The organism is Paraburkholderia saeva (assembly GCF_907164555.1).
GTDB lineage: Bacteria > Pseudomonadota > Gammaproteobacteria > Burkholderiales > Burkholderiaceae > Paraburkholderia > Paraburkholderia saeva.
Map to the genome: position 1 here is coordinate 25,345 of NZ_CAJQZC010000014.1, position 19,672 is coordinate 45,016.

At 63.3% G+C, this 19,672-nt stretch carries 13 protein-coding genes and 2 pseudogenes; 4 read left to right on the forward strand and 11 right to left on the reverse strand.

What is annotated here, in order from left to right; genetic code table 11:
- Nucleotides 1-27 precede the first annotated feature (27 nt).
- Both tssH and LPA36_RS26530 read left to right on the forward strand, forming a co-directional pair.
- Nucleotides 28-2,769, forward strand: coding sequence for a type VI secretion system ATPase TssH (gene tssH / locus LPA36_RS26525; protein WP_228883268.1), 2,742 nt, complete (start codon nt 28-30; stop codon nt 2,767-2,769).
- A 751-nt stretch (nt 2,770-3,520) separates the two neighbouring features.
- Entirely contained in the window at nt 3,521-4,285 is a 765-nt protein-coding gene (locus tag LPA36_RS26530; protein ID WP_228883419.1) for a MotA/TolQ/ExbB proton channel family protein, read from the forward strand.
- Between the two features lie 75 nt (nt 4,286-4,360).
- Here LPA36_RS26530 and LPA36_RS26535 read toward each other — a convergent pair.
- Nucleotides 4,361-4,706: pseudogene (locus LPA36_RS26535) on the reverse strand (Fe3+-hydroxamate ABC transporter ATP-binding protein FhuC); the annotation flags it as partial.
- 44 nt (nt 4,707-4,750) lie between these two features.
- A complete protein-coding gene (locus tag LPA36_RS26540) occupies nt 4,751-5,236 on the reverse strand; it encodes a DinB family protein (RefSeq protein ID WP_228883270.1) in 486 nt (161 codons plus the stop codon).
- Nucleotides 5,237-5,427: 191 nt separating this feature from the next.
- On the opposite strand from LPA36_RS26540, the gene LPA36_RS26545 reads away from it, so the two are divergent.
- Entirely contained in the window at nt 5,428-5,994 is a 567-nt protein-coding gene (locus LPA36_RS26545) for a TetR/AcrR family transcriptional regulator (RefSeq protein ID WP_228883272.1), read from the forward strand.
- Nucleotides 5,995-6,149: 155 nt separating this feature from the next.
- On the opposite strand, the gene LPA36_RS26550 is transcribed toward LPA36_RS26545, so the two are convergent.
- The 4 genes and pseudogenes from LPA36_RS26550 to LPA36_RS26565 all read right to left on the reverse strand — a co-directional run bounded on the left by LPA36_RS26550 (nt 6,150) and on the right by LPA36_RS26565 (nt 9,358).
- Nucleotides 6,150-6,794, reverse strand: coding sequence for a hypothetical protein (locus LPA36_RS26550; RefSeq protein WP_228883274.1), 645 nt, complete (start codon nt 6,792-6,794; stop codon nt 6,150-6,152).
- A gap of 111 nt (nt 6,795-6,905) precedes the next feature.
- Nucleotides 6,906-7,007 (reverse strand): annotated as a pseudogene (locus tag LPA36_RS26555) (SET domain-containing protein-lysine N-methyltransferase); the annotation flags it as partial.
- 188 nt (nt 7,008-7,195) lie between these two features.
- Nucleotides 7,196-7,957: an SDR family oxidoreductase gene (locus LPA36_RS26560; protein WP_228883276.1), complete on the reverse strand. Its 762-nt coding sequence runs from the start codon at nt 7,955-7,957 to the stop codon at nt 7,196-7,198.
- A 186-nt stretch (nt 7,958-8,143) separates the two neighbouring features.
- A complete protein-coding gene (locus tag LPA36_RS26565; protein WP_228883278.1) occupies nt 8,144-9,358 on the reverse strand; it encodes an MFS transporter in 1,215 nt (404 codons plus the stop codon).
- Between the two features lie 135 nt (nt 9,359-9,493).
- On the opposite strand from LPA36_RS26565, the gene LPA36_RS26570 reads away from it, so the two are divergent.
- Nucleotides 9,494-10,495 (forward strand): LysR substrate-binding domain-containing protein, encoded by a 1,002-nt coding sequence (locus LPA36_RS26570; RefSeq protein WP_228883280.1) that lies wholly within the window; start codon nt 9,494-9,496, stop codon nt 10,493-10,495.
- Nucleotides 10,496-10,660: 165 nt separating this feature from the next.
- On the opposite strand, the gene LPA36_RS26575 is transcribed toward LPA36_RS26570, so the two are convergent.
- The 5 genes from LPA36_RS26575 to LPA36_RS26595 all read right to left on the reverse strand — a co-directional run bounded on the left by LPA36_RS26575 (nt 10,661) and on the right by LPA36_RS26595 (nt 19,550).
- A complete protein-coding gene (locus LPA36_RS26575) occupies nt 10,661-12,901 on the reverse strand; it encodes a DEAD/DEAH box helicase (RefSeq protein WP_228883282.1) in 2,241 nt (746 codons plus the stop codon).
- On the reverse strand, nt 12,873-14,171 hold the full coding sequence (locus LPA36_RS26580; RefSeq protein WP_228883284.1) for an ATP-binding protein: 1,299 nt from the start codon (nt 14,169-14,171) through the stop codon (nt 12,873-12,875). The genes LPA36_RS26575 and LPA36_RS26580 overlap by 29 nt, the downstream gene beginning before the upstream one ends.
- Nucleotides 14,168-16,411 (reverse strand): tellurite resistance TerB family protein, encoded by a 2,244-nt coding sequence (locus LPA36_RS26585; RefSeq protein ID WP_228883286.1) that lies wholly within the window; start codon nt 16,409-16,411, stop codon nt 14,168-14,170. The genes LPA36_RS26580 and LPA36_RS26585 overlap by 4 nt, the downstream gene beginning before the upstream one ends.
- Before the next feature lie 237 nt (nt 16,412-16,648).
- Nucleotides 16,649-17,002, reverse strand: coding sequence for a BON domain-containing protein (locus tag LPA36_RS26590; protein ID WP_228883288.1), 354 nt, complete (start codon nt 17,000-17,002; stop codon nt 16,649-16,651).
- Between the two features lie 238 nt (nt 17,003-17,240).
- Nucleotides 17,241-19,550 (reverse strand): putative bifunctional diguanylate cyclase/phosphodiesterase, encoded by a 2,310-nt coding sequence (locus tag LPA36_RS26595; RefSeq protein WP_228883289.1) that lies wholly within the window; start codon nt 19,548-19,550, stop codon nt 17,241-17,243.
- Nucleotides 19,551-19,672 lie beyond the last annotated feature (122 nt).

Genomic DNA, 19,672 nt, shown 5'->3' on the forward strand with positions numbered 1-19,672 from the left:
CTCTTCAGATGTGCGAACAGCCCGACCATGACCGTGCTCAACGACCGAACCCCCTTCTCTCGCGACGCCAGCCAGCTTCTGCAGCGGCTCAATCCATACTGCGCGAAAGCGCTCGAGGCCGCAGCAAGCCTGTGCCAGACACGCCTCGCGGACGAGATCACGGTCGAGCACTGGCTGATCAAGCTGCTCGAAGCCGGGGACGGCGATATCCCAGCCATCATGAACCACTACGAACTGAACATCGACGCCGTGTGGGATGTCCTGCTCAGGGCCATCGATCACACGCCCCGCAACCTGCGCGGCCGCCCCAGCCTCTCTCCGCAGCTGGCTGTCGTCGTCCAGGATGCCTGGTTTCATGCGTCGACCCACGCTGATCGCGGCGATCATGGAAGCGATCCGGCCATCCGCTCCGGTCACGTCCTGCAGGCCATCGTCGAGGCGCCGCATGTCCTTCGCGCGACCAATGCCTGGCAACTGCTGTCGGTGAGCCCCACACAGATCGAACGCCTGCTGCCGCGCCTCGGGCGGCGAACCAGCGAGAACCACCCGCAGGAGCCGGAAGCACGTTCGGAACGCACCGCTATCCCGGCGCACAGCGGCGCCGTCGAACGCGCGCCGGAAGGCAATATTGCCCAGGCAACAAGGCGCAATGTTGAAGGCGACGCGCTCGCCCGTTTCGCGATCGACATCACGGCGAAGGCGCGTGAGGGAAAGATCGACCCCGTGTTTGGGCGGGATCGCGAGATCCAGCAGATGGTCGACGTGCTCGCGCGGCGCCGCAAGAACAACCCCATCCTCGTAGGCGAGCCGGGCGTGGGCAAGACCGCGCTCGTTGAAGGCCTCGCGCTGCGCGTAGCCGTCGGCACCGTACCGAACGTGATCCGCGATGTGCGCATCCTCACGCTCGATCTGGGCCTGCTGCAGGCCGGTGCGGGCGTGAAGGGCGAATTCGAGCAGCGCCTGAAGAACGTCATCGACGAGGTCCAGGCGTCGCCCGAACCGGTCCTGCTGTTCATCGACGAGGCGCACACGCTGATCGGCGCGGGCAACGCGGCCGGCGGCGCCGACGCCGCCAACCTGCTCAAGCCGGCGCTGGCGCGCGGCGAACTGCGCACGATCGCCGCGACGACCTGGTCGGAATACAAGGAATACTTCGAGCGTGATGCCGCGCTCGAGCGGCGCTTCCAGATGATCAAGGTTGACGAGCCCGATGATGCGGCCGCCTGCCTGATGCTGCGCGGCCTCAAGGAGCGCTACGCGGCTTATCACAACGTCCACATCCGTGACGAGGCGCTGGTGGCCGCCGTGATGCTCTCGCGCCGCTATATCCCGGCGCGACAGTTGCCGGACAAGGCGGTGGACCTGATCGATACGGCAGCCGCCCGCGTTCGCATGGGTCTTGAGTCGCATCCGGCGGAACTGCAGCGCGCGCAGGCTGCCGTCGCCGCACTCGAACTGGAACGCGCCACGGTCGATGCGGATAAGCGTGCTGGTATCGAGGACGCACCGGCACGGCGCGACGCACTCGATGCAGCGCTCGTGCGTGCCAGGGGCGAGATGGAAGAACTGCGGGCACGTTACGCGCTTGAACTGCGACTCGTCGGCGCATTGCATGAGCAGCGCGACACCGATCCAGCCACGCGTGATGGAGCATCGTTCGCCGCAGCACGGCAGGCGCTGGCTAGCGCCCAGGGCAAGACGCCACTGATCTTCGCCGACGTCGACGCCCAGGCGATCGCGCGCGTGGTGGCCGAATGGACCGGCATACCGGTCGGCAATCTCCTCGAAGATGAGCTGCAGGGCCTGCTTACCCTGGAAGACCAGCTCGCGAAGCGCGTGGTTGCCCAGGACGACGCGCTGGCTGCACTTGCAGAAAGCCTTCGCACCGCAAAGGCCGGCCTGAAGAACGAACACACGCCACTCGGCGTATTCCTGCTCTCGGGTCCCTCGGGCGTCGGCAAGACGGAAACCGCGCTCGCCCTCGCGGACCTGCTCTTTGGGGGCGAAGCCGCCCTCACGACGATCAACATGTCGGAGTACCAGGAATCGCACACCGTATCGCAGCTGAAGGGCTCGCCGCCGGGCTATGTCGGCTACGGCCGCGGCGGCATCCTGACAGAAGCCGTGCGCCAGCGCCCATACAGCGTTGTGCTGCTCGATGAAGTGGAAAAGGCTCACCGTGATGTGCTGGACATCTTCTATCAGGTCTTTGACCGCGGCGCGATGCGCGATGGCGAAGGACGTGAGATCGACTTCCGCAACTGCGTGATCCTCATGACGTCCAATCTCGGCAGCGCCCGGATTGACGAGGTTACGACCGACAGTCCGGATATCGCACAGGCTGCGCTCCTCGAAGCCATCCATCCGCAGCTCGTTGCACATTTCCAGCCCGCGCTGCTCGCACGCTTCCAGACGCTGGTGTACCGGCCGCTTGACGTGACCGCGCTCGCCGCCATCGTGCGCCTGAAGCTTGAGAAGGTCGCCGAACGCCTGCGCCGGCAGCACGGTGTCGAGCTGGTCTGCGACGACTCGCTCATCGGCGCAATGGCCGAACTGTGTCTGGCGCGCGAATCCGGCGCGCGCAATGTGGATGCGTTCCTCAACCAGCGCATCCTGCCGTCGGTTTCCCGTGAACTGCTCATGCGTATGGCGGCAGGCAGCCCGCCCGCGAAGATTCTGCTGTCCAGCTCAGCCGACGGCAATCTGACGATCGACTTCGTCGATCAGGGCGAGCCAGTCGCAACTGCGGCAGAAGTTGCAACCGCCTGAGGGCAACAGGACCATGCCGGCGCAGCCGTTCCATCACGGTCTGCCGGCCGTCCGCATGACTCGCAAAACGAACTACGTGAAACGACGTTACATCGCAGCCGGAATAATCTTCGGCCTGCTGTCAGTACTGGACTCGCGGCCAGGCAACCTGATGCCTCCGTCAACCGAACCGTGTACAGCGCTGGAACGCGTGGACAGGACGCGATTACTCCAGCATGTCTTTTCCCGGCTTTGGAATGCACCTTCATCAGCGGAAAAGTGGCTGGCTCTCGTAGCCGGTGTTTTTTGCGTGCATTGTCTGGCCCTTTAAATTCAGAAACGTTTCGCTTTTTTCTGAGGATTGGGGAGAGCCGCGCCAGTCAGCCTTTGCGGGCGCCCCTTTTATTTTGATCTTTGTGTCCAGTGCCTTGTTCGCGCTGCGGAGCGGCTTCGACTGAGCGTGCGCCAGGTAGAACGCCTGGTGTTGCGCTCCAAGGCTGCGGGTGTCGCCGACCTCGAGCGTGAAACTTCCTGGGGGCGGACAACCAGCAAAAGCTGGGCGTTATGGCCCTCAGGCGCCCAGTTCTCTTGCCACGGGTTTTGCGTTGCCCAATAATGACGCACGCTTCTTTGAACGTTGCTATCCGTGTGGGGTATTCCATTCGTCTCGTGGCAAACGTAACGCTCCTGATACATGTCGGGACCCGCGCCAGATCCGACCCGAACCTTCCGCCCGATTAGCTGTACCGGGCAGCCTTACGGGAAAACAGCCATGCAACACTACGGCATGGAAAATGTATGGGAACAGGGAGATGTCGTCACGCGCGGCATCGTGCTCGCGCTCATCGTCTTGGCGCTGCTTTCCTGGACCGTCATTGCGCTAAAGCTATGGGATGTCGTGCGGGTCAGGCGCATGACCCGGGATGCCGAACGACTATTCTGGCATTCCGACAGCTTTCACGAAGGGCTGGAAAAACTCGGAGACGAGGCTTCGCCCTCTTCCAGCAATCCATTCGCTGCGCTTGCTCTCACCGGCCACGAGGCGGCTGACCATCATCGGACACTCATTCATCTGCACGGCCGCCTGAACATGTCGGACTGGATCGCGCGCTGTCTGGGCGAGACCGTCGACGAGACAGCTTCGGATTTGCAGCGTGGACTGGCGATGCTCGCGTCGATCGGCAGCACCGGACCTTTCGTCGGCCTGTTTGGCACAGTCTGGGGCATCTATCACGCGCTTCTTGCCATCGGGGTAGCAGGCGAAGCGAGGGTCGATCAGGTGGCAGGACCCATCGGCGAATCGCTGATCATGACCGCCTGCGGTCTGTTCGTCGCCATTCCCGCCGTGCTCGGGTACAACGCGCTAACGCGTGCCAATGCGGCCATCCTGACCTCGCTGAACCGCTTTTCGCACGCCCTTCACGCGTATTTCGTGACCGGCTCGCTGGCGTCACCCGGAACGACGATGGGGCCTCAAGTCACGCCTGACGACGCACCCCCAGTTCAAGCCGACGATAGCGAACTCGGGTTGCAATGAGTCTGCTATCGGCATGGCATGCACGAGCAGCGGTTCAATTGCATATGTGCGAAAGCGGCCCGCTGAATCACGCGGTCAGTGTGCGAACGTGAGAGGCGCGCCTCCGTGCGGATGCGGGATGACGCCCATAGGTATGCCGTAGATCTGCTCGAGTGCATCCTGACGTAGCAATTCGGCTGGCGGGCCGGCCATCAGCAGCCGGCCCCTTTGAGCGCGATCAGGTCATCGCAGAACCGCCCGCCATGTTGATGTCGTGCAGCACGACGACCACGCTCAAGCCGCGTTTTTCACTCAGCGAGCGCACGAGGCTCAGCACTTCGATCTGATGCGCAATATCCAGCGCGGAAATCGGTTCGTCGAGCAACAGACAGTCGCTATCCTGCGCGACCAGCATCGCGAGCCACACACGCTGGCGCTCGCCATCCCGAATCTCCGGAGCGGACATGAAGTGATTGCCACCCCGTATTACGCCGTGTCTTCGAGAAAGTCAGTAATCGCATCACGACCCGGCGCGATGCCTTTCAATTGCAGAACGGCGCCAGCGTTGCCCCGATGATAGGTTCCATGCAGGCATACATGCAGGATGATCTCGCCCCGGCGCATGCGCGCCGGCTTTCCGCTGGTGAAGACAAAATCGACAGGCTGTTCGAAATCGCTTTCCGTCAAGCTATCCACATAGTTCGCGTACCAGTCGTCGACTTCGCGCGCACTCCCCTCAAGCATCTCGAGTTGCGGCAAGCTCTCCGATCGCGGCGCCTGAAACGTGTGCGACAGTCCCTGCAGGTGATGCTGAAAGATTCTGTCGACCACATGGATATGGTCGAGGATGCGGAGCATGATTGACGCATCCTCACTGCCCAGCCGGTCGAAATTCCGGGTGACAGCATCATAGAGGCCCCGATCGGCCCATCGCTTGATGGCAACAAGTTTTGAGTAAGGCTGATAGATCACGGGACGTCTCCTTTCGTCATCAAAGGTTGCGATGTGCGTTCGATCCACGTCGGCTGCTTCGTAGAAATCGACTCACCAGATGCATAATACGAGTGATGACTCGCATTCACCTACTCGCATTTGGAGCGTGAAAAATGGCGCGAAAACCGCTTACCAAACCCCGTAAACACGCCTCTCAGGAGAGATCGCGCGTGACGGTCGATGCCTTGATTGAAGCGACAGCTCGCATTCTGGTCCGGGATGGCTTCGATAAAGCCAGCACGAACCGTATTGCGGAAAAGGCGGGCGTGAGCGTTGGCTCGCTCTACCAGTATTTCCCATCCAAAGAGGCGCTCGTTACCGCCGTCATCGAGCGCCACAGTCAGGAGCTCATGCAGGTCGTACGTGACGCGCTCGCTGACGCTGCAACACTCCCGATGGAACAGGCGGTGCGCGTGCTTGTCAACGCAGCGATCGAGGCGCATCGCATCGATCCCGAGCTACATCGCGTGCTTGCGGAGCAGATTCCGCGCACAGGAAGACCTGAAAATACCGAGGTCTTGAGTGGGGAAACCTACGCCCTGTTCAGGGCCTACCTCGAGGCCCATTGTGAGGAGTTTCGCGCAGTCGACCTGGGGCTTGCGGCGTTTGTGTGCGTGACGTCAATAGAGGCGCTGACGCATACGGCAGTTGTGCACCATTCTGAAAGTCTCTCAAACGAAGCGTTTGAAGTCCTCATCGACGAAGCCACACGCCTCATAGTCCGGTATTTGCAGTAATCGCCGTGATTGACGAGTGAGCAGCGTGCACTTGCAATGGGTTTCGAGTGTTCCGACTACAACGCGGGCGCTCAATACCCCAGATCATTGCGCTGGCGTTGTCTTTGGAGGAAAAGATCTGGGCGCGGCAAACGCAAAAAGAGCGCAAAAGTATCTCAGTTCTGGATGTTTTTCTCGCAATCCTCCCAGTACCTAAGCGGGTCGCGATGGTGTGGATAGTGCACGTTGAGCCACGCCGACAGTCTGACCCAGTCCGGATGGTTATTACCCGTTTGGGCAGACCAGATCGACGACCTCTCAAGAATCTGACCGTTCATGCGATCACGGATAACCAGGCTGCCCAGTCCGCTCGAACCGTTCGATTGCGACTCAACCAGATACCGCGGCAGAATCCTCAGCTCAGCATCCTCGGCCCATCCGAACAGGGCGCGGACCACGCCGGAGGGATCCCGCAACTCTATGGGTCCGCTTGCCGGGCGAACGGCTGTCCAACCTTCAGGAAACTCCGTGACAACTTCGCTTTTGTCTTCCCTCACCCACTTCACGCGCCATGCCCTCGCCATCGACTCACGCGTGCGGGATATGGATTCGTAGCCAGCAGGCAACTCGATCGCCATCGGAAGAGAAATAAGGTTGTCTTTCCAGAGTCTGGTTTGGTCGCCGACGCGCTCGATCACATCGAACGCACCTGCTTCGAATGGGTTTTCGGGTCGGCTCGATGCTCTCACGTTCCCTTGAGGCAGTCCCTCGAAAAGGCGCTCAGCATCATGGCGGGTCAGTTTCGTCTTTCCTTTTTTCATGGGTTTTTCCGCGCCTCGCGGACTCAAGAATATAGCGACAAGGGTTCGGCAACCATTTCGCATCGACGTCGCGAAAGTGCCCGTCTCAAGCGGGAGCAGGTATTCGATGAATAGCTCTTCGCCTGCCCGGATTGGCCGGAGCGCACGCATGTAGATGCGGCCGGCGTCCTCAATTGTCTCGCAATTGGGTGCGCATGCGTGATTGAGCCATCGTACGCTATTGCCACCTCAGCGACCATGTCGCCCGTTCATCCGCACCAGAAGGTTCAAGCCGCCGGCATACCCATTGATCCGTAGCCGACCAACGGGTTGACGATCAGGTAGCCATATATCGAGCGCACCTGGGCGCGGATGCTCAAGATAGCGCGTCGATGGATGCGTCCGGTGCCGCACCCTGTTGCTCACTTGCCGCCCGTGACATCGAGAAACGTGCCGGTGATGAAGGAAGCCTCCGCGCTGGCCAGCCACAGGATCGCCCGCGCAACCTCTTCAGGTTGACCGCCTCTTCCCATCGGGATCGAGTCCTTGACGCGATCCACCCGTCCCGGCTCTCCGCCGCTGGCATGCATGTCGGTGTAGATGTGCCCGGGGCGAATGCAGTTGACGCGTATCCCATCCCGCGCGACTTCCCTGGCGAAGCCCGTCGTGAATGTCTCAAGTGCCCCCTTCGAGGCGGCATAGTCGACATATTCGTTTGGACTGCCGAGCCGGGCCGATGCCGATGAGACGTTGATCACAGCGCCACCTCGACCATTGTAACGACGCGACATTCGCGTCACTGCCTGCTGCGCACAGAGCATAGGGCCTATCGAGTTGACTGCGAAGATACGCTGCATCCGCTCGAATTCGAAATCCTCCAGCCGGGACTGCTGCGCAATGATCGCAGCGTTATTCACCAATACATCGATCCGGCCGAACTCCCGGTCGATCGCGGCGAACAGCTGGGCGACCTGCTCTGGATCCGCGCTGTCTGCGCGCATGGGCAAAGCCCGGCGTCCGACAGCCTCCACATCGGCCGCCACCGCAAGAGCGGCAGGCTCGTTGGAGACGAAGCTTATCGCTACATCGTAACCTTGTGCGGCAGCAAGCCGCGCAGTCGCCGCGCCTACGCCACGGGCCCCACCCGTTATCAGAATCAACGGGGCCTGCGGAACACTATTCATTGAGTGAACCTCCGCGTGACGGTGAAGTAGCGATCCAGAGCGAGGCCGACCCGATGCTGGCGTCGCACTGCGTCGTGATTTCACGAATGCGCCGACGCAGGCGGGATGCCTGCGCTCAAGCGCCGACCTGTGTCGAAACCTGTCCTGGCTCGCCGGATAACAGACGAAGCGCGTCCCGGGTAAAGCTCATGTCGTGCGTAGATGCGAACGAAGGGCAAGCGCCAGTGGCAAGACGGCCAGCGCCGTGGCCGCAGTCGCAATAGTGGCACCGTGTACGCCGATCCGGTCGCCCAGAAAGCCGTAAGCAACCGGAGCGAGTGCGCCCGAAGCGATCGTGCCGGTATAAAAAAGCGCAAACGCCCGCTCGGTACGCTCGACCGAAGTCAGTTCGGGCACCGTTCCGTAGAGGACGGACGATGTGCCGTTGAGCATCACGCCAAGCAGCGGCAACAGGATCACAGCGGGCGTCAGTGGCAGCCAGATCACGGCAAGAATCAACGCTGCCGTACCGCCTTCGGTTGCGAGCACAGTTCCGGTTACGCCGACGCGCGCGCCGAGCCAGCCACACACGAACTTGCCGGCCGCGCCACCGATGAAAACGAGCGCGAGCGCCGTACCCATCATCGGTTGCGAGATGCCTTTCGTCTTGAGGAGAAACGGCAGGAAGGTCAACAGCCCCATACGCACGGCTGTGTCGAGCACGCCGATCGTGAACAGTAGTGAAAAGCCCGATCGCGATCCGTTGCTGTTCTGTCGCGACGTCTCCTCTATGGAAGGCTCGCCCCTCGGCACCGACGGGAGAAAAAGTGCAATCACTGCCGCGGCCAGAACGCCAACCGTCGACACAGCCCAAAGCGCGTGGCGCCACGGCATGATGGTTATCAGCAGCGAGATCGCCGCCGGCAGCACAGATTTTCCGAGGTCCCCCGAAAAATTGTAAACGCTGAGCGGCCCTCGAGCGTTGCGTCCATATACGCGCGAGACCGCGCCCGAGGCCAGCGGATGTTGCGTGCTTGAGCCGCTTCCAGAGATGGCGAGCGCGACGCATAAGCCCAACAGGGTTCCAGACATCCCTGCGAGTGCATAGCCCAGCGCGGCCAGCAGTGTGCCGAACGCAAGCGTCGAGCGCGTGCCCCATGCACGCGCGAGGCGCCCAGCGGGCAATTGCAGCGTCGCCATCGTGCCCGCATAGATGCCGCGCAGAATAGCCAGGGCACCGTAATTGAGTCCAAAATCCGCCTGCCAGACAGGAAGCAACGCGTAGATCATGTCGGTGTACCCGTCGTGCAGCGCGTGCGCCATACACGAGAGCCACAGTACGCGCGTGCGTGGAACGGAGGTCGGCTGGCCGGGGCCGTTGGCTACGCCCGCCGTTGGAGAAGAGAAATAGAAAGGTCTCATGGTTCAACCGGATCGCTCAGGCATGGGCGCCTGCCCCAGCTCGAGCGTTTGTTATAGAACACCCGTAGTCTAGGTTCGTCCAGAACGTGCCACAACTGACGTAAAATTGAGTCAGCCGGGAGAAAAAGTCACGTTATGAGCACAGACAAAGGCACGGGTAAAGACGCGGAAAAGTTGCCCCCGTTAAATGCGTTGCGGCACTTCGAGGCGGTCGCCCGCCTCGGTAGTTTCGCGGCTGCGGCGAGCGATCTGCACGTCACGCACTGGGCGGTCGGCAAACAGATTCGATTGCTGGAAGACTGGTTCGGCGTTCCGCTCTTTGAGCGCCGTTCACGCGGCGTCGTTCCTACCGACGAAGGCGCTGCGCTGCTCAACGATGTCAAAGGTGCTTTCGCGCGCTTGAGCAGTTCGGTCACCCGGCTGCGTCACGAGTCCGCTACGCGCCGTATAACCGGCGTCGTGCGGGTGAATACGCCGGCGAGCTTCGCTTTGTGCTGGTTGATACCGCGCCTGGCAGATTTCCAGGTGCACTACCCGGACATCGATGTGCGGGTTTCGACAACCTCACGCAGGTTGCGCTACGTCGGTGATGCATTCGACGTCGGCGTGCGTTCAGGACCCGAGGACGCAGCGGGCCTCATGTCAACGACGCTGATGCCCGACTTGCGCCTTCCCGCCTGTAGTCCCGCGGTGCTGCAAAGCCACCCGATCAGGACCGTCGCCGATTTGCGAAACCACACGCTCCTTCACTCCACGAGCACGCGCACAGCCTGGTCCGACTGGTTACGGGAGGCCGGCTCGCCAGGCCTGCAGGGTGCCCGCCATCTCGACTTCGATCATGTTTTTCTCCAGCTGGGCGCAGCCTCTGAAGGCCTGGGCGTGACGTTGGCGTCGCTACCGCTCATTGAGCGCGAGATCGCAGCGGGGCGTCTCGTGTGTCCGATATCAGAGCCGGCGTCGCGCGGACCCGATTACACGCTGGTCCTGAACGCCGATCGCGCGGACGATGACGCAGTCATCGCATTCAAAAAGTGGATCATGGCGACGGCTGCGCACAATCCGGCAGCGCAGGCGCGAAGTGGACCTGCACAAAAAGAGCGACGGACTGCACCGCGCGCGAAAACATCGCGGCGTTAGCTGAGGCGCTTACGGGGCCGGCCGTACCTGGTCGCGCAATGCGGTCGGCGGGCCGGTCCTGCCGGAATTGAACAGACGACGCTGGACCGGGCAACGTCGCAGTCGAAAAACCTGAACTACGTCATGACGCCGACGATTTCGACGACGTCTTCAAGTTGCGCCACGCTACGCCGACTCCGCGACCGCCAGCCGCCGGGCCTCAGCCACCGCCCCGGCCAGATCCAGCCGCAGCGACGCATACGCGGTCCGTTTCACATCGTCGGGCAGTGTCCAGTCCCATTTCTCGTTATCGACGTTCTGGATCGTCTGCAACGCGGCCGTCGTTTCTGACACCGTCATCGCCGCGATCTGCTGCAATACGTCGCGCACCGCGCTGATTCCCGCAGCACGGACACTGACCGCCGGCCCCTGATTCCACGCATCAAGACCCTGCGCACGTAGCAGCACGACGAGCGCATCGTTGACCCAGTCGCCGGACCACGTTGCCAGCATTACGCTGCTGCCCGCGACGAAGATCGCCTGCGTCGCAAGGTTCGACGAAACGAAATATCGCCGCGCTTCATCGAGCAGCATCTGCGCCTTTGCGTCCAGAAACGCGACGGGCTCCGTTTCGGCGAGCACCTGGAACATTTCGCGCCGCACTGCGTCGTGGACACGGGCGCCTGCGCCATCGAAAACGGGCGGAGCGCCGCCACGATCCGGATGAACGAAGACAGTCTTCTTTTCCGCATCGACGTCCTGCACGCGCCAGCGTTGCCCGGCGAAAATGATGCTCTGTCCAGGCGTCAACGGATGCGATACCGGCAACGAACCCAGGTGCCGGATGCCGGCGACGACACTGAATTCGTCATCGCTCGAAAACGACGCGTAGAACGCGTAATGATTCACGAGTCGCTCACCCACGATGCCATGCAGCAGCAAACCACCCTGCTCCTGCACGATCAGATCCCGGCTGCCGAGACTGCGCAGGATCGCCGCGAAGGTGGGCTTGTCGATCGTATCGAACGGGCCTTCGACAACGAGCGTCTGCCACAGGTCAATCGCCGTCACGCCGCCGCGCTCGGCGATGATCGACAGGATCTGCTGCACCAGCGTCGAAGGATGCAGTCCACCCGCGCGCGGCGGTTCGAACCAGCGCCGCAGCAACAGCCGCACCATGGCAATCGACTGCACGAGACCTTCTCGCAGGCGATCCGACAGATCCGAGTCGTCGCGCAGTTCCGCCTCGACGCAATAGCAGCGCAGGATCGCCGCTTCGCCCTTGCGGCGGCCCGAGCGGCCGAGGCGCTGCCGAAGGCTCGCCACCGAAGGCGGCGGCCCGATCTGCGCGACGCTCTTCACGGCGCCGATGTCGATGCCCAGTTCGAGTGTCGTCGTGCACACCGCGCTCGCGGGCCGGTCGCCTGCCTTCAGCGCCCGCTCCGTTTCCTCGCGCAGCTCCTTCGAGAGACTGCCGTGATGCGGCCAGAACTCGTTGGGATAGCCGTCGTGCTCGCACGCGCGACGCAGCAGGCTCGCGTAGTTTTCCACCAGACGACGACTGTTCGGAAAGATCAGGTTGTTCGAACCGCGTAGCGCGCGATAGATCTGGTTTGCGACTTCTAGCGTGCTGCCGGGCACGTCGTCTTCGAGTGCTGGACGCTCGTCGGGCGCGAGATCGAAGTCGAGCCGCGCGCCCGTTTCGACGAAGCCCTTGATCAGCACTTTCAGTTCCTGCCCTGCACTGCCGGACTCGATGATGTCGACGGGTTTCTGCGCCCGCGCGCGCAGAAAGCGCGCGGCGAGCTGCATGTCGCCGAGCGTCGCCGAAAGGCCCACGCGCGGCACGGACCGGCCGCATACGTGATCGACGCGCGCCATCAGCGACTGCAACTGCATGCCGCGCTCGGAGCCGACAAACGCATGCAGCTCATCGACGACCACATACCGCAGCGTGCTGAAAATTCCTGCGAGTGACGCGCCGCGATTGACGAACAACGCTTCGAGCGATTCTGGCGTGATCAGCAGCACGCCCGCGGAATGCTTCAGGAAGCGCTGCTTGCGGCCGGCGGATACATCGCCATGCCAGCCTGTCACCGGAATGTCGAGCGACTCGCACAGCCGCGCGAGACGCGACCACTGATCGTTGATCAGGGCCTTCAGCGGGCTGATATACAGCACGGAACCGACGCAACGCGGCTCGCGCAGCAGGTTCGAGAGGATCGGCAGAAAGGCCGCTTCGGTTTTGCCGGCAGCCGTGGCCGCCGCGATGATCACATCGCGGTCCGCACCGATCAGCGCGGGCACCGCCCGCTCCTGTGCGTCGCGCAGCTCCGTCCAGCCTTCACGCCAGATCCAGCGACGGATCCGCTCGTCGAGCAGGTCGAAACTGCGTGAATCAGTCGAGCCGGAAGCTGGTGAGCTCATCGTCGCTGTCCGTGGCGATGTCCGCTGCACCGCCGGTGTCGCGCTCGACTTCGAGGCCGCCAATCAACTGACGCCAGTCCGCTTCGGGATTCTGTTCGAGCACGGCAAGCAGATTGATGAACGCGGTAATCGTGGTGCGCGGCGTGCGGAAGTACGCTTCGCCAAGGCGCGCGGCGGCATGCGCCATGAAATCCTGGATGGCTTCGACGGGCAGCAGCGCCTTGCCCGCGTCGCCAAACGCGTGGACGATGCGGATCTTGTCGAGCAGCACGTAGAAATCCTCGGGCGTGAGGCTCGCGAGACGGATCACTGGCCCGCTATAGTCGACGAGGCTGTTCGTCGCGAACGTGTTCTCCGCAAGCCGCGACTGCAGTGCCGGATAGCTGTAGAGGCCACGCCGCGTATCGAGCAGGAATTCGGGCGTGCCGCCCAGCACGAAGCCCAGCCCGGCCGCCGAGCCTTGCAGCGAGTCGTTGAGAATGCGCAGGATCTGCTCGTAGTTCGCGTTTCGCGCCTGCACGTTCGCGAGCTTGTAGAGGTTCACCAGTTCGTCGAGGCACACCATCAGCCCGCTGTAACCAGCCATCCGCACGAAGCGCCCGAGCAGTTTCAACTGGTCGTACATGCTGGCATCGTCGACGATCGTGCGCACGCCGAGCGCGTTGCGTGCATCGGTGCGCGTCGAGAATTCGCCGCGCAGCCAGCGCACCGCGTCGCTTTTCAGCTGCTCGTTACCCTCTTCGAAACCCCGGCAATACGCCGCGATCACATCCGCGAAATCGTAGCCATTGACCATTTCGGTCAGCTGCGCGAGTTGCGCGCGAATCACAGCTTCGCTCGTGCGGCCGGTCGCTTTCGCCTCGGTCTTCGCCTGACCGATAAACTTTTCGACGACACCTGCGAGCGCGCCGCCTTCGGGTTTCGTGCGCGTCGCCATGTTCTTGACGAGTTCCGCGTACAGCGAGCGCGCCTGCCCGCCGGACGCGTGCAGGCGCCGGTCCGGATTCAGGTCGGCGTGCACGGTGACGAGTTTTTTCTCCAGCGCGATTGCGCGAACCAGGTTCAGAAAAAACGTTTTGCCCGCGCCGTATTCACCGACGACGATGCGAAAGCTCGACCCGCCATCGGCGACCCGTTCCACGTCCTGCAACAGCGCTTCGAGTTCACGCGCGCGGCCCACCTGAATCAGATGCTGTCCAGCGCGCGGCACGACGCCTGCGCGCAGGGACTGCAGGACCGCATCGCGGTCCTTCGGGCGAATCGTTGTCATGCTGCCAGCCTTTGTGCCAGGTCCTGATTGATTTCCACGGGGTCGTCCCCGTCCGTGAGCGGCTCGTCCCAGTGATCGAGCGATGCCTCGTTGACCTGTTCGATCGCGCCGTCCAGCATCAGTTCGAGGTCCGCCGCGGCGTCGGCGAGTTCGGCGCGCGTCCACGCCGGACGCGATACAAGGAGCCGCAGGAACGTCGAATGCGCGTCGTCGAGACCGAGCAGCGCGCCAGGTGCCGGCGCGACCTCTTCCGGCTCGTCCGGCTCGACGGCGTCCTGCGCGTTCGATGCTTCGACCGCTACCGCAGGCTGCTCTTCGACGAACACATCGGCGAGTATCGCCGACACGCGCGCGGTTTCCTGCTGAAGCGCCGCGATCCGCGCCGTATCGAGCACGAATCCTTCGTTTGTTGAACGTGCATCGTGCGCGCCCGCTTTCGGTACCTTGCCCGTTTTCACCGCGCCTGCAACGCGACGTGCCCCGGCAGCGCGAACACCGCCCGAACCCGACGCAGCACTCGCGCCCTGATGCAGATCGATATAGAGGCGCTGCGGGTCGAGATCAAGCATGCGATAAATTTTTTCCAGCAGTTTCACTTCTTCGCGCGACACCGTGCCGTCCGCATTCGCGGTTTGCACGAGGAAACAGGCGATCGCCTGTTTAACCGCCGCGGGCAACGGTTCGAGCTTCTTCTTCAAGCCCGCGCCCGACACCGCCTGTTGAAGTTGAACGAGATTTCGTGCCTTCAGACGCGTCTGCTGCAGCGGTTCGAGATGCGACCACGCGGCGATTTCCCGCTCGATCAGCGCGATTTCCGCCGCCGACGCGGCGCCGTCCGCCCTCGCCACCGCCGCGGCAAGATCGACCATCAACGTCGCGACGACATACGCGTCGTCGGTATGCGCGAGCGCGCTGGTTGCGGGCGCAACGAACAGCGCGACGGCGTCGTCGGGTTTCGGCGTGCGGGCGCCGAGGCGCACGTCCGGCTCGACCGCGATACCCGCCTGCGCGAGTGCGGCGTTGAACGACGCGAGCTTGTCGCGCGTGAGCGTGCCCATCACCTTGAAGCGCGAGAGGAGCGCACCGAACGTAGTCAGCCTCGTCGCACCGGACACTTCGGCGGCGAGCGCGGCAATCGCGTCGCGCGTCGCATCGGGCCAGACGTCCGGCGGCAACATGAGCGTGGCTTCGAGCGAGCCGTACGCTTCCGGATTGCGGCCGAGATAGCGGCTGAACGCGCCGAGCGCGTCGGCGGATTCGTTCATCAGCAACTGCAGCCGGTTGCGCGGGCCGGTGACCGCGGCAACGTCCGGCAACCCGAGCAGAAATCCGGGGAGCGGCACGTTCTGCAGCGCCTTGAACGCGGGCTGCGGCAGCACGTTGAGCCGCGTGCGGTTGACCGGCACCAGCATGCCCTCGTGAAAACGCTCGCGATACCTGCGCACGAACACCCGGTCGAATTCGTCTGGACACCGCGTGACGGCCGCGCGACGGATCATCATCGGATCGAGCTTGACCCACGCGAGCGCCCAGCCTGCCGGCACCGGATGGTTGTCGAGCGCAGCCTGACCGAACGCGACGCGCACATTCAGCGGCACCTGATAGCCAGTCGCCGAGCCGTTCGGCGGCGCCTGGTCGTAGACCTTGCCGGTTCGCGCCGTCATGAGGCCAATGATCTCGAGCAGATTGCGCACGTGCCGCTGCCACGAATAGTCGGCGTCGAGATTGAGCATCCGTTGCAGTTCACGCGTCATCTCGCCGTATTCGGCTTCACTGACCCGGCCGGCCGCACCGTCGAGCAGCACGCGCCGTTCGAATCCAAACAGATGCAGAAAAAGATACCGCGTATGGATGTCGGATTTCCGGCGCGGCGAAGCGAGCCATTCGAGGTATGTGCGCCGCTCTTCGGCCGACAGCGTCGTATAGGCCGGCGGCAGGATGCCGATGTCGGCGGCCGGATTGGCACCTTCCTGCGCGACCTGTGCGCCGGTATCGACAACACACGCGTCGACCGGCCCCGGACGCGCGCGGCGAAAATCGCCGACATAGAAGAAGCCGCGTTCAATCGACAGGTCGCCGATGTCGACCGTTTCGCCCGGCATGATCCAGCGCGTGGATGATGCCGACGCGCCCGCAGGCGCCTTGATCCTGTAACTGCCGGCATTGCCGGAACCGTCGTCGCCTGAAACCGAAACGGTGACCAGCGGCTCATCGCCGTAGGAGCCGGAAGGATTTGTCATGGGATAACGGGCTTGCGATCCTTGTGCGGCCGGTGCCCGCGCATCGCGGACTGGCTTGGGGTTAGCCGATGATTATATTACGGGTTCCAGAACGGGGAAGGACGCGGGCAAAACCGCATCCAGCACCCATGCCTCCAGCAATAGCAAGGCCCGCGCCTGACCAGACATGGCCAGGCGCGGGCCTTGCAGCGTTTCGTCGAAATGCGGAAATCGCGGGAAAAACGGGCTCAGGCAGCCTTAGCCTCCGCCGCCCTGCGTGCCGATCGTGATCTTGTTCGTGACCGACGTCACGCCCGGCACCGTTTTGGCCACTTCCTCGGCCTGGGCGACCTGCCCGCCTTCCGGCACGGTGCCGGTCAGGACGACGGCGCCGCCGCGCGCGCGCACGAAGACGTTCGATACGTCGAATCCCTGCGCCTTCGACAGCGCACGGCGCACGTCCTGCCCGAGCTTGCGATCCGCCTTCTTGGTCGCTTTCGCGCTCGGGGCCGAGGCGGGCGCCATGGCGTCGCTTGACTGGGCCCATGCGCTCGAAGCCACCGACACGCAGACCACCACGCCCAGCGCCTTCAACATCTGCATTGCTTTCATGACCTCTCCTCTTGTTTGATTCGTCGATCGTGTCTTGCGGATCCAGATGCCGTCCCGCAAGGCAGCACGCGCGTTGCCTGCCTGCGCACCCTATCATGCCCGACGAAATCTCGTGGTGCACATTCCGGCGTGACAGCCGTCCGTGCGCCGCTGTTCAACCGGACGGCAGAATGCAATTTAATCCACGCGGGCACCCAGCGCAAAGAATTTAGCGGGCCGCGCGCCTGCATCCCACCTGTCAGCGCGCCAGCTGCATACCCGGTGCGTCATAGGGGGCGAGCAGATGCCGGGCGTAGGCGCGAGCCTCGACGGGCCGGCTGAAAAGATAACCCTGCTGCTTGTCGCAGCCGATGGAGCGCAGAAAAGCCGCCTGTTCCGCGGTTTCGACGCCTTCCGCCGTCACATTCATCCCCAGCGAATGCGCCATCGCGACGACCGCCTGCGTGATCGCCACGGAATCGCGGTGATCCGGCAGACCGGCGACGAACGAGCGGTCCACCTTCAAATTGTGCAGCGGAAAGCGCTTCAGATACGACAGCGACGAATAGCCGGTGCCGAAGTCGTCGACGGAAATGCGCACGCCCATGCCGGTGAGCGCCCTCAGCATCGGCAGCACGGCTTCGCTGTCGCGCATCAGCAGGCCTTCGGTGATTTCGAGTTCCAGCGCGCCCGGGTCGAGCCGCGTGCGCGAGAGGCACGCGCCGATGCGCTCGACGAGCCCGTCGTTGAACTGGCGCGGCGACAGGTTCACGGCGATGACGAGATCCGGCGCGATCGTGCGACGCCATTCCGCGGCCTGCTCGCAGGCGCGTTCAAGCACCCAGTGACCGATCGCGATGATGAGCCCCGTGTCCTCTGCAACCGGAATGAATTCCGCCGGCGAGACCTGGCCCAGCTCTTCGTGGTGCCAGCGCAGGAGCGCCTCCGCGCCGATCGTGCGGCCGCAGCCGCTGTCGATCACCGGCTGGTAGACGAGGCTCAGCTCACCGGCGGCGAGCGCGCGCCGCAACGACTGTTCGATCGTGAAGCGCCGCTGCAGACGCTGGTTCAGCTCGGCGGTGAAAAACTGAAAGTTGTTCCGGCCACGCTGCTTCGCGTGATACATCGCGGAATCCGCGTTGCGCATCAGCATCGTCGCATCCTGCCCGTCGCCCGGCGACACGCTGATGCCGATCGAGACGCCGAGGTAATACTCGTTGTCGGCGACCTCGAACGGAACGGCGATCGTATCGAGCACCTGACGCGCAAGCACCGCGAGATCGTCGACGTCGCGATAGCCGGCGACGACGATCACGAATTCGTCGCCGCCCACCCGCGCGAGCGTATCGGCTTCACCCACGCAGCGCGCGAGGCGTGACGCGACACTGCGCAGGAGCACATCGCCCGCGTCGTGTCCGGCGGTGTCGTTGACCTTCTTGAAGCCGTCGAGATCGACAAACAGTACGGCGATCCGCTCGGGCGGCGCGCTGCCGTCGACGGGTTCGAACAGCTCGCGCATCCGGTCGCCGAGGTATGCGCGGTTATAGAGGCCCGTCAACGAATCGCGCGTCGCCAGCTGTCTCAATTGCTGATGCGCCTCGCGCACAGGGCCGATATCGTTGAACGAGATCAGGACCGAACTCGGTTCGGTTTCCCCCGGCTTGATGATCGGTACGACGTTTTCGGTGATCCACACCATCTCGCCATCGGCGAGCACAAGGCCGACGACCAGACCAAGCAGCGGTTTGCCGCTCGCGAGCACACGGCGGGTCGGCTGTTCGCTTTCGGGAATGGGCGAGCCGTCTTCCCACACGGCACGCTCGAGCACGCTATAGATGCTGTTGCCGACGAGACTCGTCTTCGCGTGCAGCATGCGCTGCGCGCTCGGATTGCACGCCAGCACCACACCTTCCGGCGACTGCACGACGATGCCTTCGTTCAGGTGATCGATCACCAGCCGGTGATGTTCCTCGCTTTGCGCGAGGCGCCGCGCGATGGTGTCCTGGTGCACGGCGAGCCCGACGCTGCGGCCGATGTCGCGCAGGATCGCTTCTTCTTCCCGGCCGGGCCTGCGCGGCGCGCGGTAATAGACGGCGAACGCGCCCAGCACGGTGCCCGTGTCGTCCTGCAATGGAATGGACCAGCAGGCGCGCAGTCCGACCGGCAATGCGAGATGCCTGAAGTCGGCCCAGAGCGGGTCGGTCTCGATGTCTTCGACGACCACCATGCGCCGCTCGAACATCGCCGTGCCGCATGAGCCACAGTTCGGGCCGATCTGCAACCCGTCGAGCGCCGCGCTGTAATGCGCCGGCAACGACGGTGCAGCCCCTACCCGCACGCGGCAGCCGTCTTCCTCGAGCAGCAGGATGGTGCACGATGCGCCGACGCCCAGCAGCGCCTCGGCGCGCCGGCATACTTCAACAAGCAGTTCCGGCAACGGCGTATTGCGTGTGATGAGCCGCAATACGCTCTGTTCGGACGCGAGCACTTCTTCAGCCAGACTCGACCGGTAGCGTGCGCTCTCCGGCTCTGCGTCAATGGCGAACCCTGCGGTCTCATGACGAATCATAGTTGCGCTCCCTAACCCGACATCGGCAGTTCCAGCGCCGGGGCGTACTGGGGTTTACGCTAAAGGCTGCGAAAAGAAGCGTGGGATCGTCCACAGGACTGACAATACACGAAGCCGGCGCG

Excerpts from the sequence above, each read along its gene's own strand:
- tssH (WP_228883268.1), top strand. The coding sequence starts at position 28 with ATGACCGTGCTCAACGACCGAACCCCCTTCTCTCGCGACGCCAGCCAG.
- LPA36_RS26530 (WP_228883419.1), top strand. The coding sequence starts at position 3,521 with ATGCAACACTACGGCATGGAAAATGTATGGGAACAGGGAGATGTCGTC.
- LPA36_RS26550 (WP_228883274.1), bottom strand. The coding sequence starts at position 6,794 with ATGAAAAAAGGAAAGACGAAACTGACCCGCCATGATGCTGAGCGCCTT.
- LPA36_RS26560 (WP_228883276.1), bottom strand. The coding sequence starts at position 7,957 with ATGAATAGTGTTCCGCAGGCCCCGTTGATTCTGATAACGGGTGGGGCC.
- LPA36_RS26565 (WP_228883278.1), bottom strand. The coding sequence starts at position 9,358 with ATGAGACCTTTCTATTTCTCTTCTCCAACGGCGGGCGTAGCCAACGGC.
- LPA36_RS26570 (WP_228883280.1), top strand. The coding sequence starts at position 9,494 with ATGAGCACAGACAAAGGCACGGGTAAAGACGCGGAAAAGTTGCCCCCG.
- LPA36_RS26575 (WP_228883282.1), bottom strand. The coding sequence starts at position 12,901 with ATGAGCTCACCAGCTTCCGGCTCGACTGATTCACGCAGTTTCGACCTG.
- LPA36_RS26580 (WP_228883284.1), bottom strand. The coding sequence starts at position 14,171 with ATGACAACGATTCGCCCGAAGGACCGCGATGCGGTCCTGCAGTCCCTG.
- LPA36_RS26585 (WP_228883286.1), bottom strand. The coding sequence starts at position 16,411 with ATGACAAATCCTTCCGGCTCCTACGGCGATGAGCCGCTGGTCACCGTT.
- LPA36_RS26590 (WP_228883288.1), bottom strand. The coding sequence starts at position 17,002 with ATGAAAGCAATGCAGATGTTGAAGGCGCTGGGCGTGGTGGTCTGCGTG.
- LPA36_RS26595 (WP_228883289.1), bottom strand. The coding sequence starts at position 19,550 with ATGATTCGTCATGAGACCGCAGGGTTCGCCATTGACGCAGAGCCGGAG.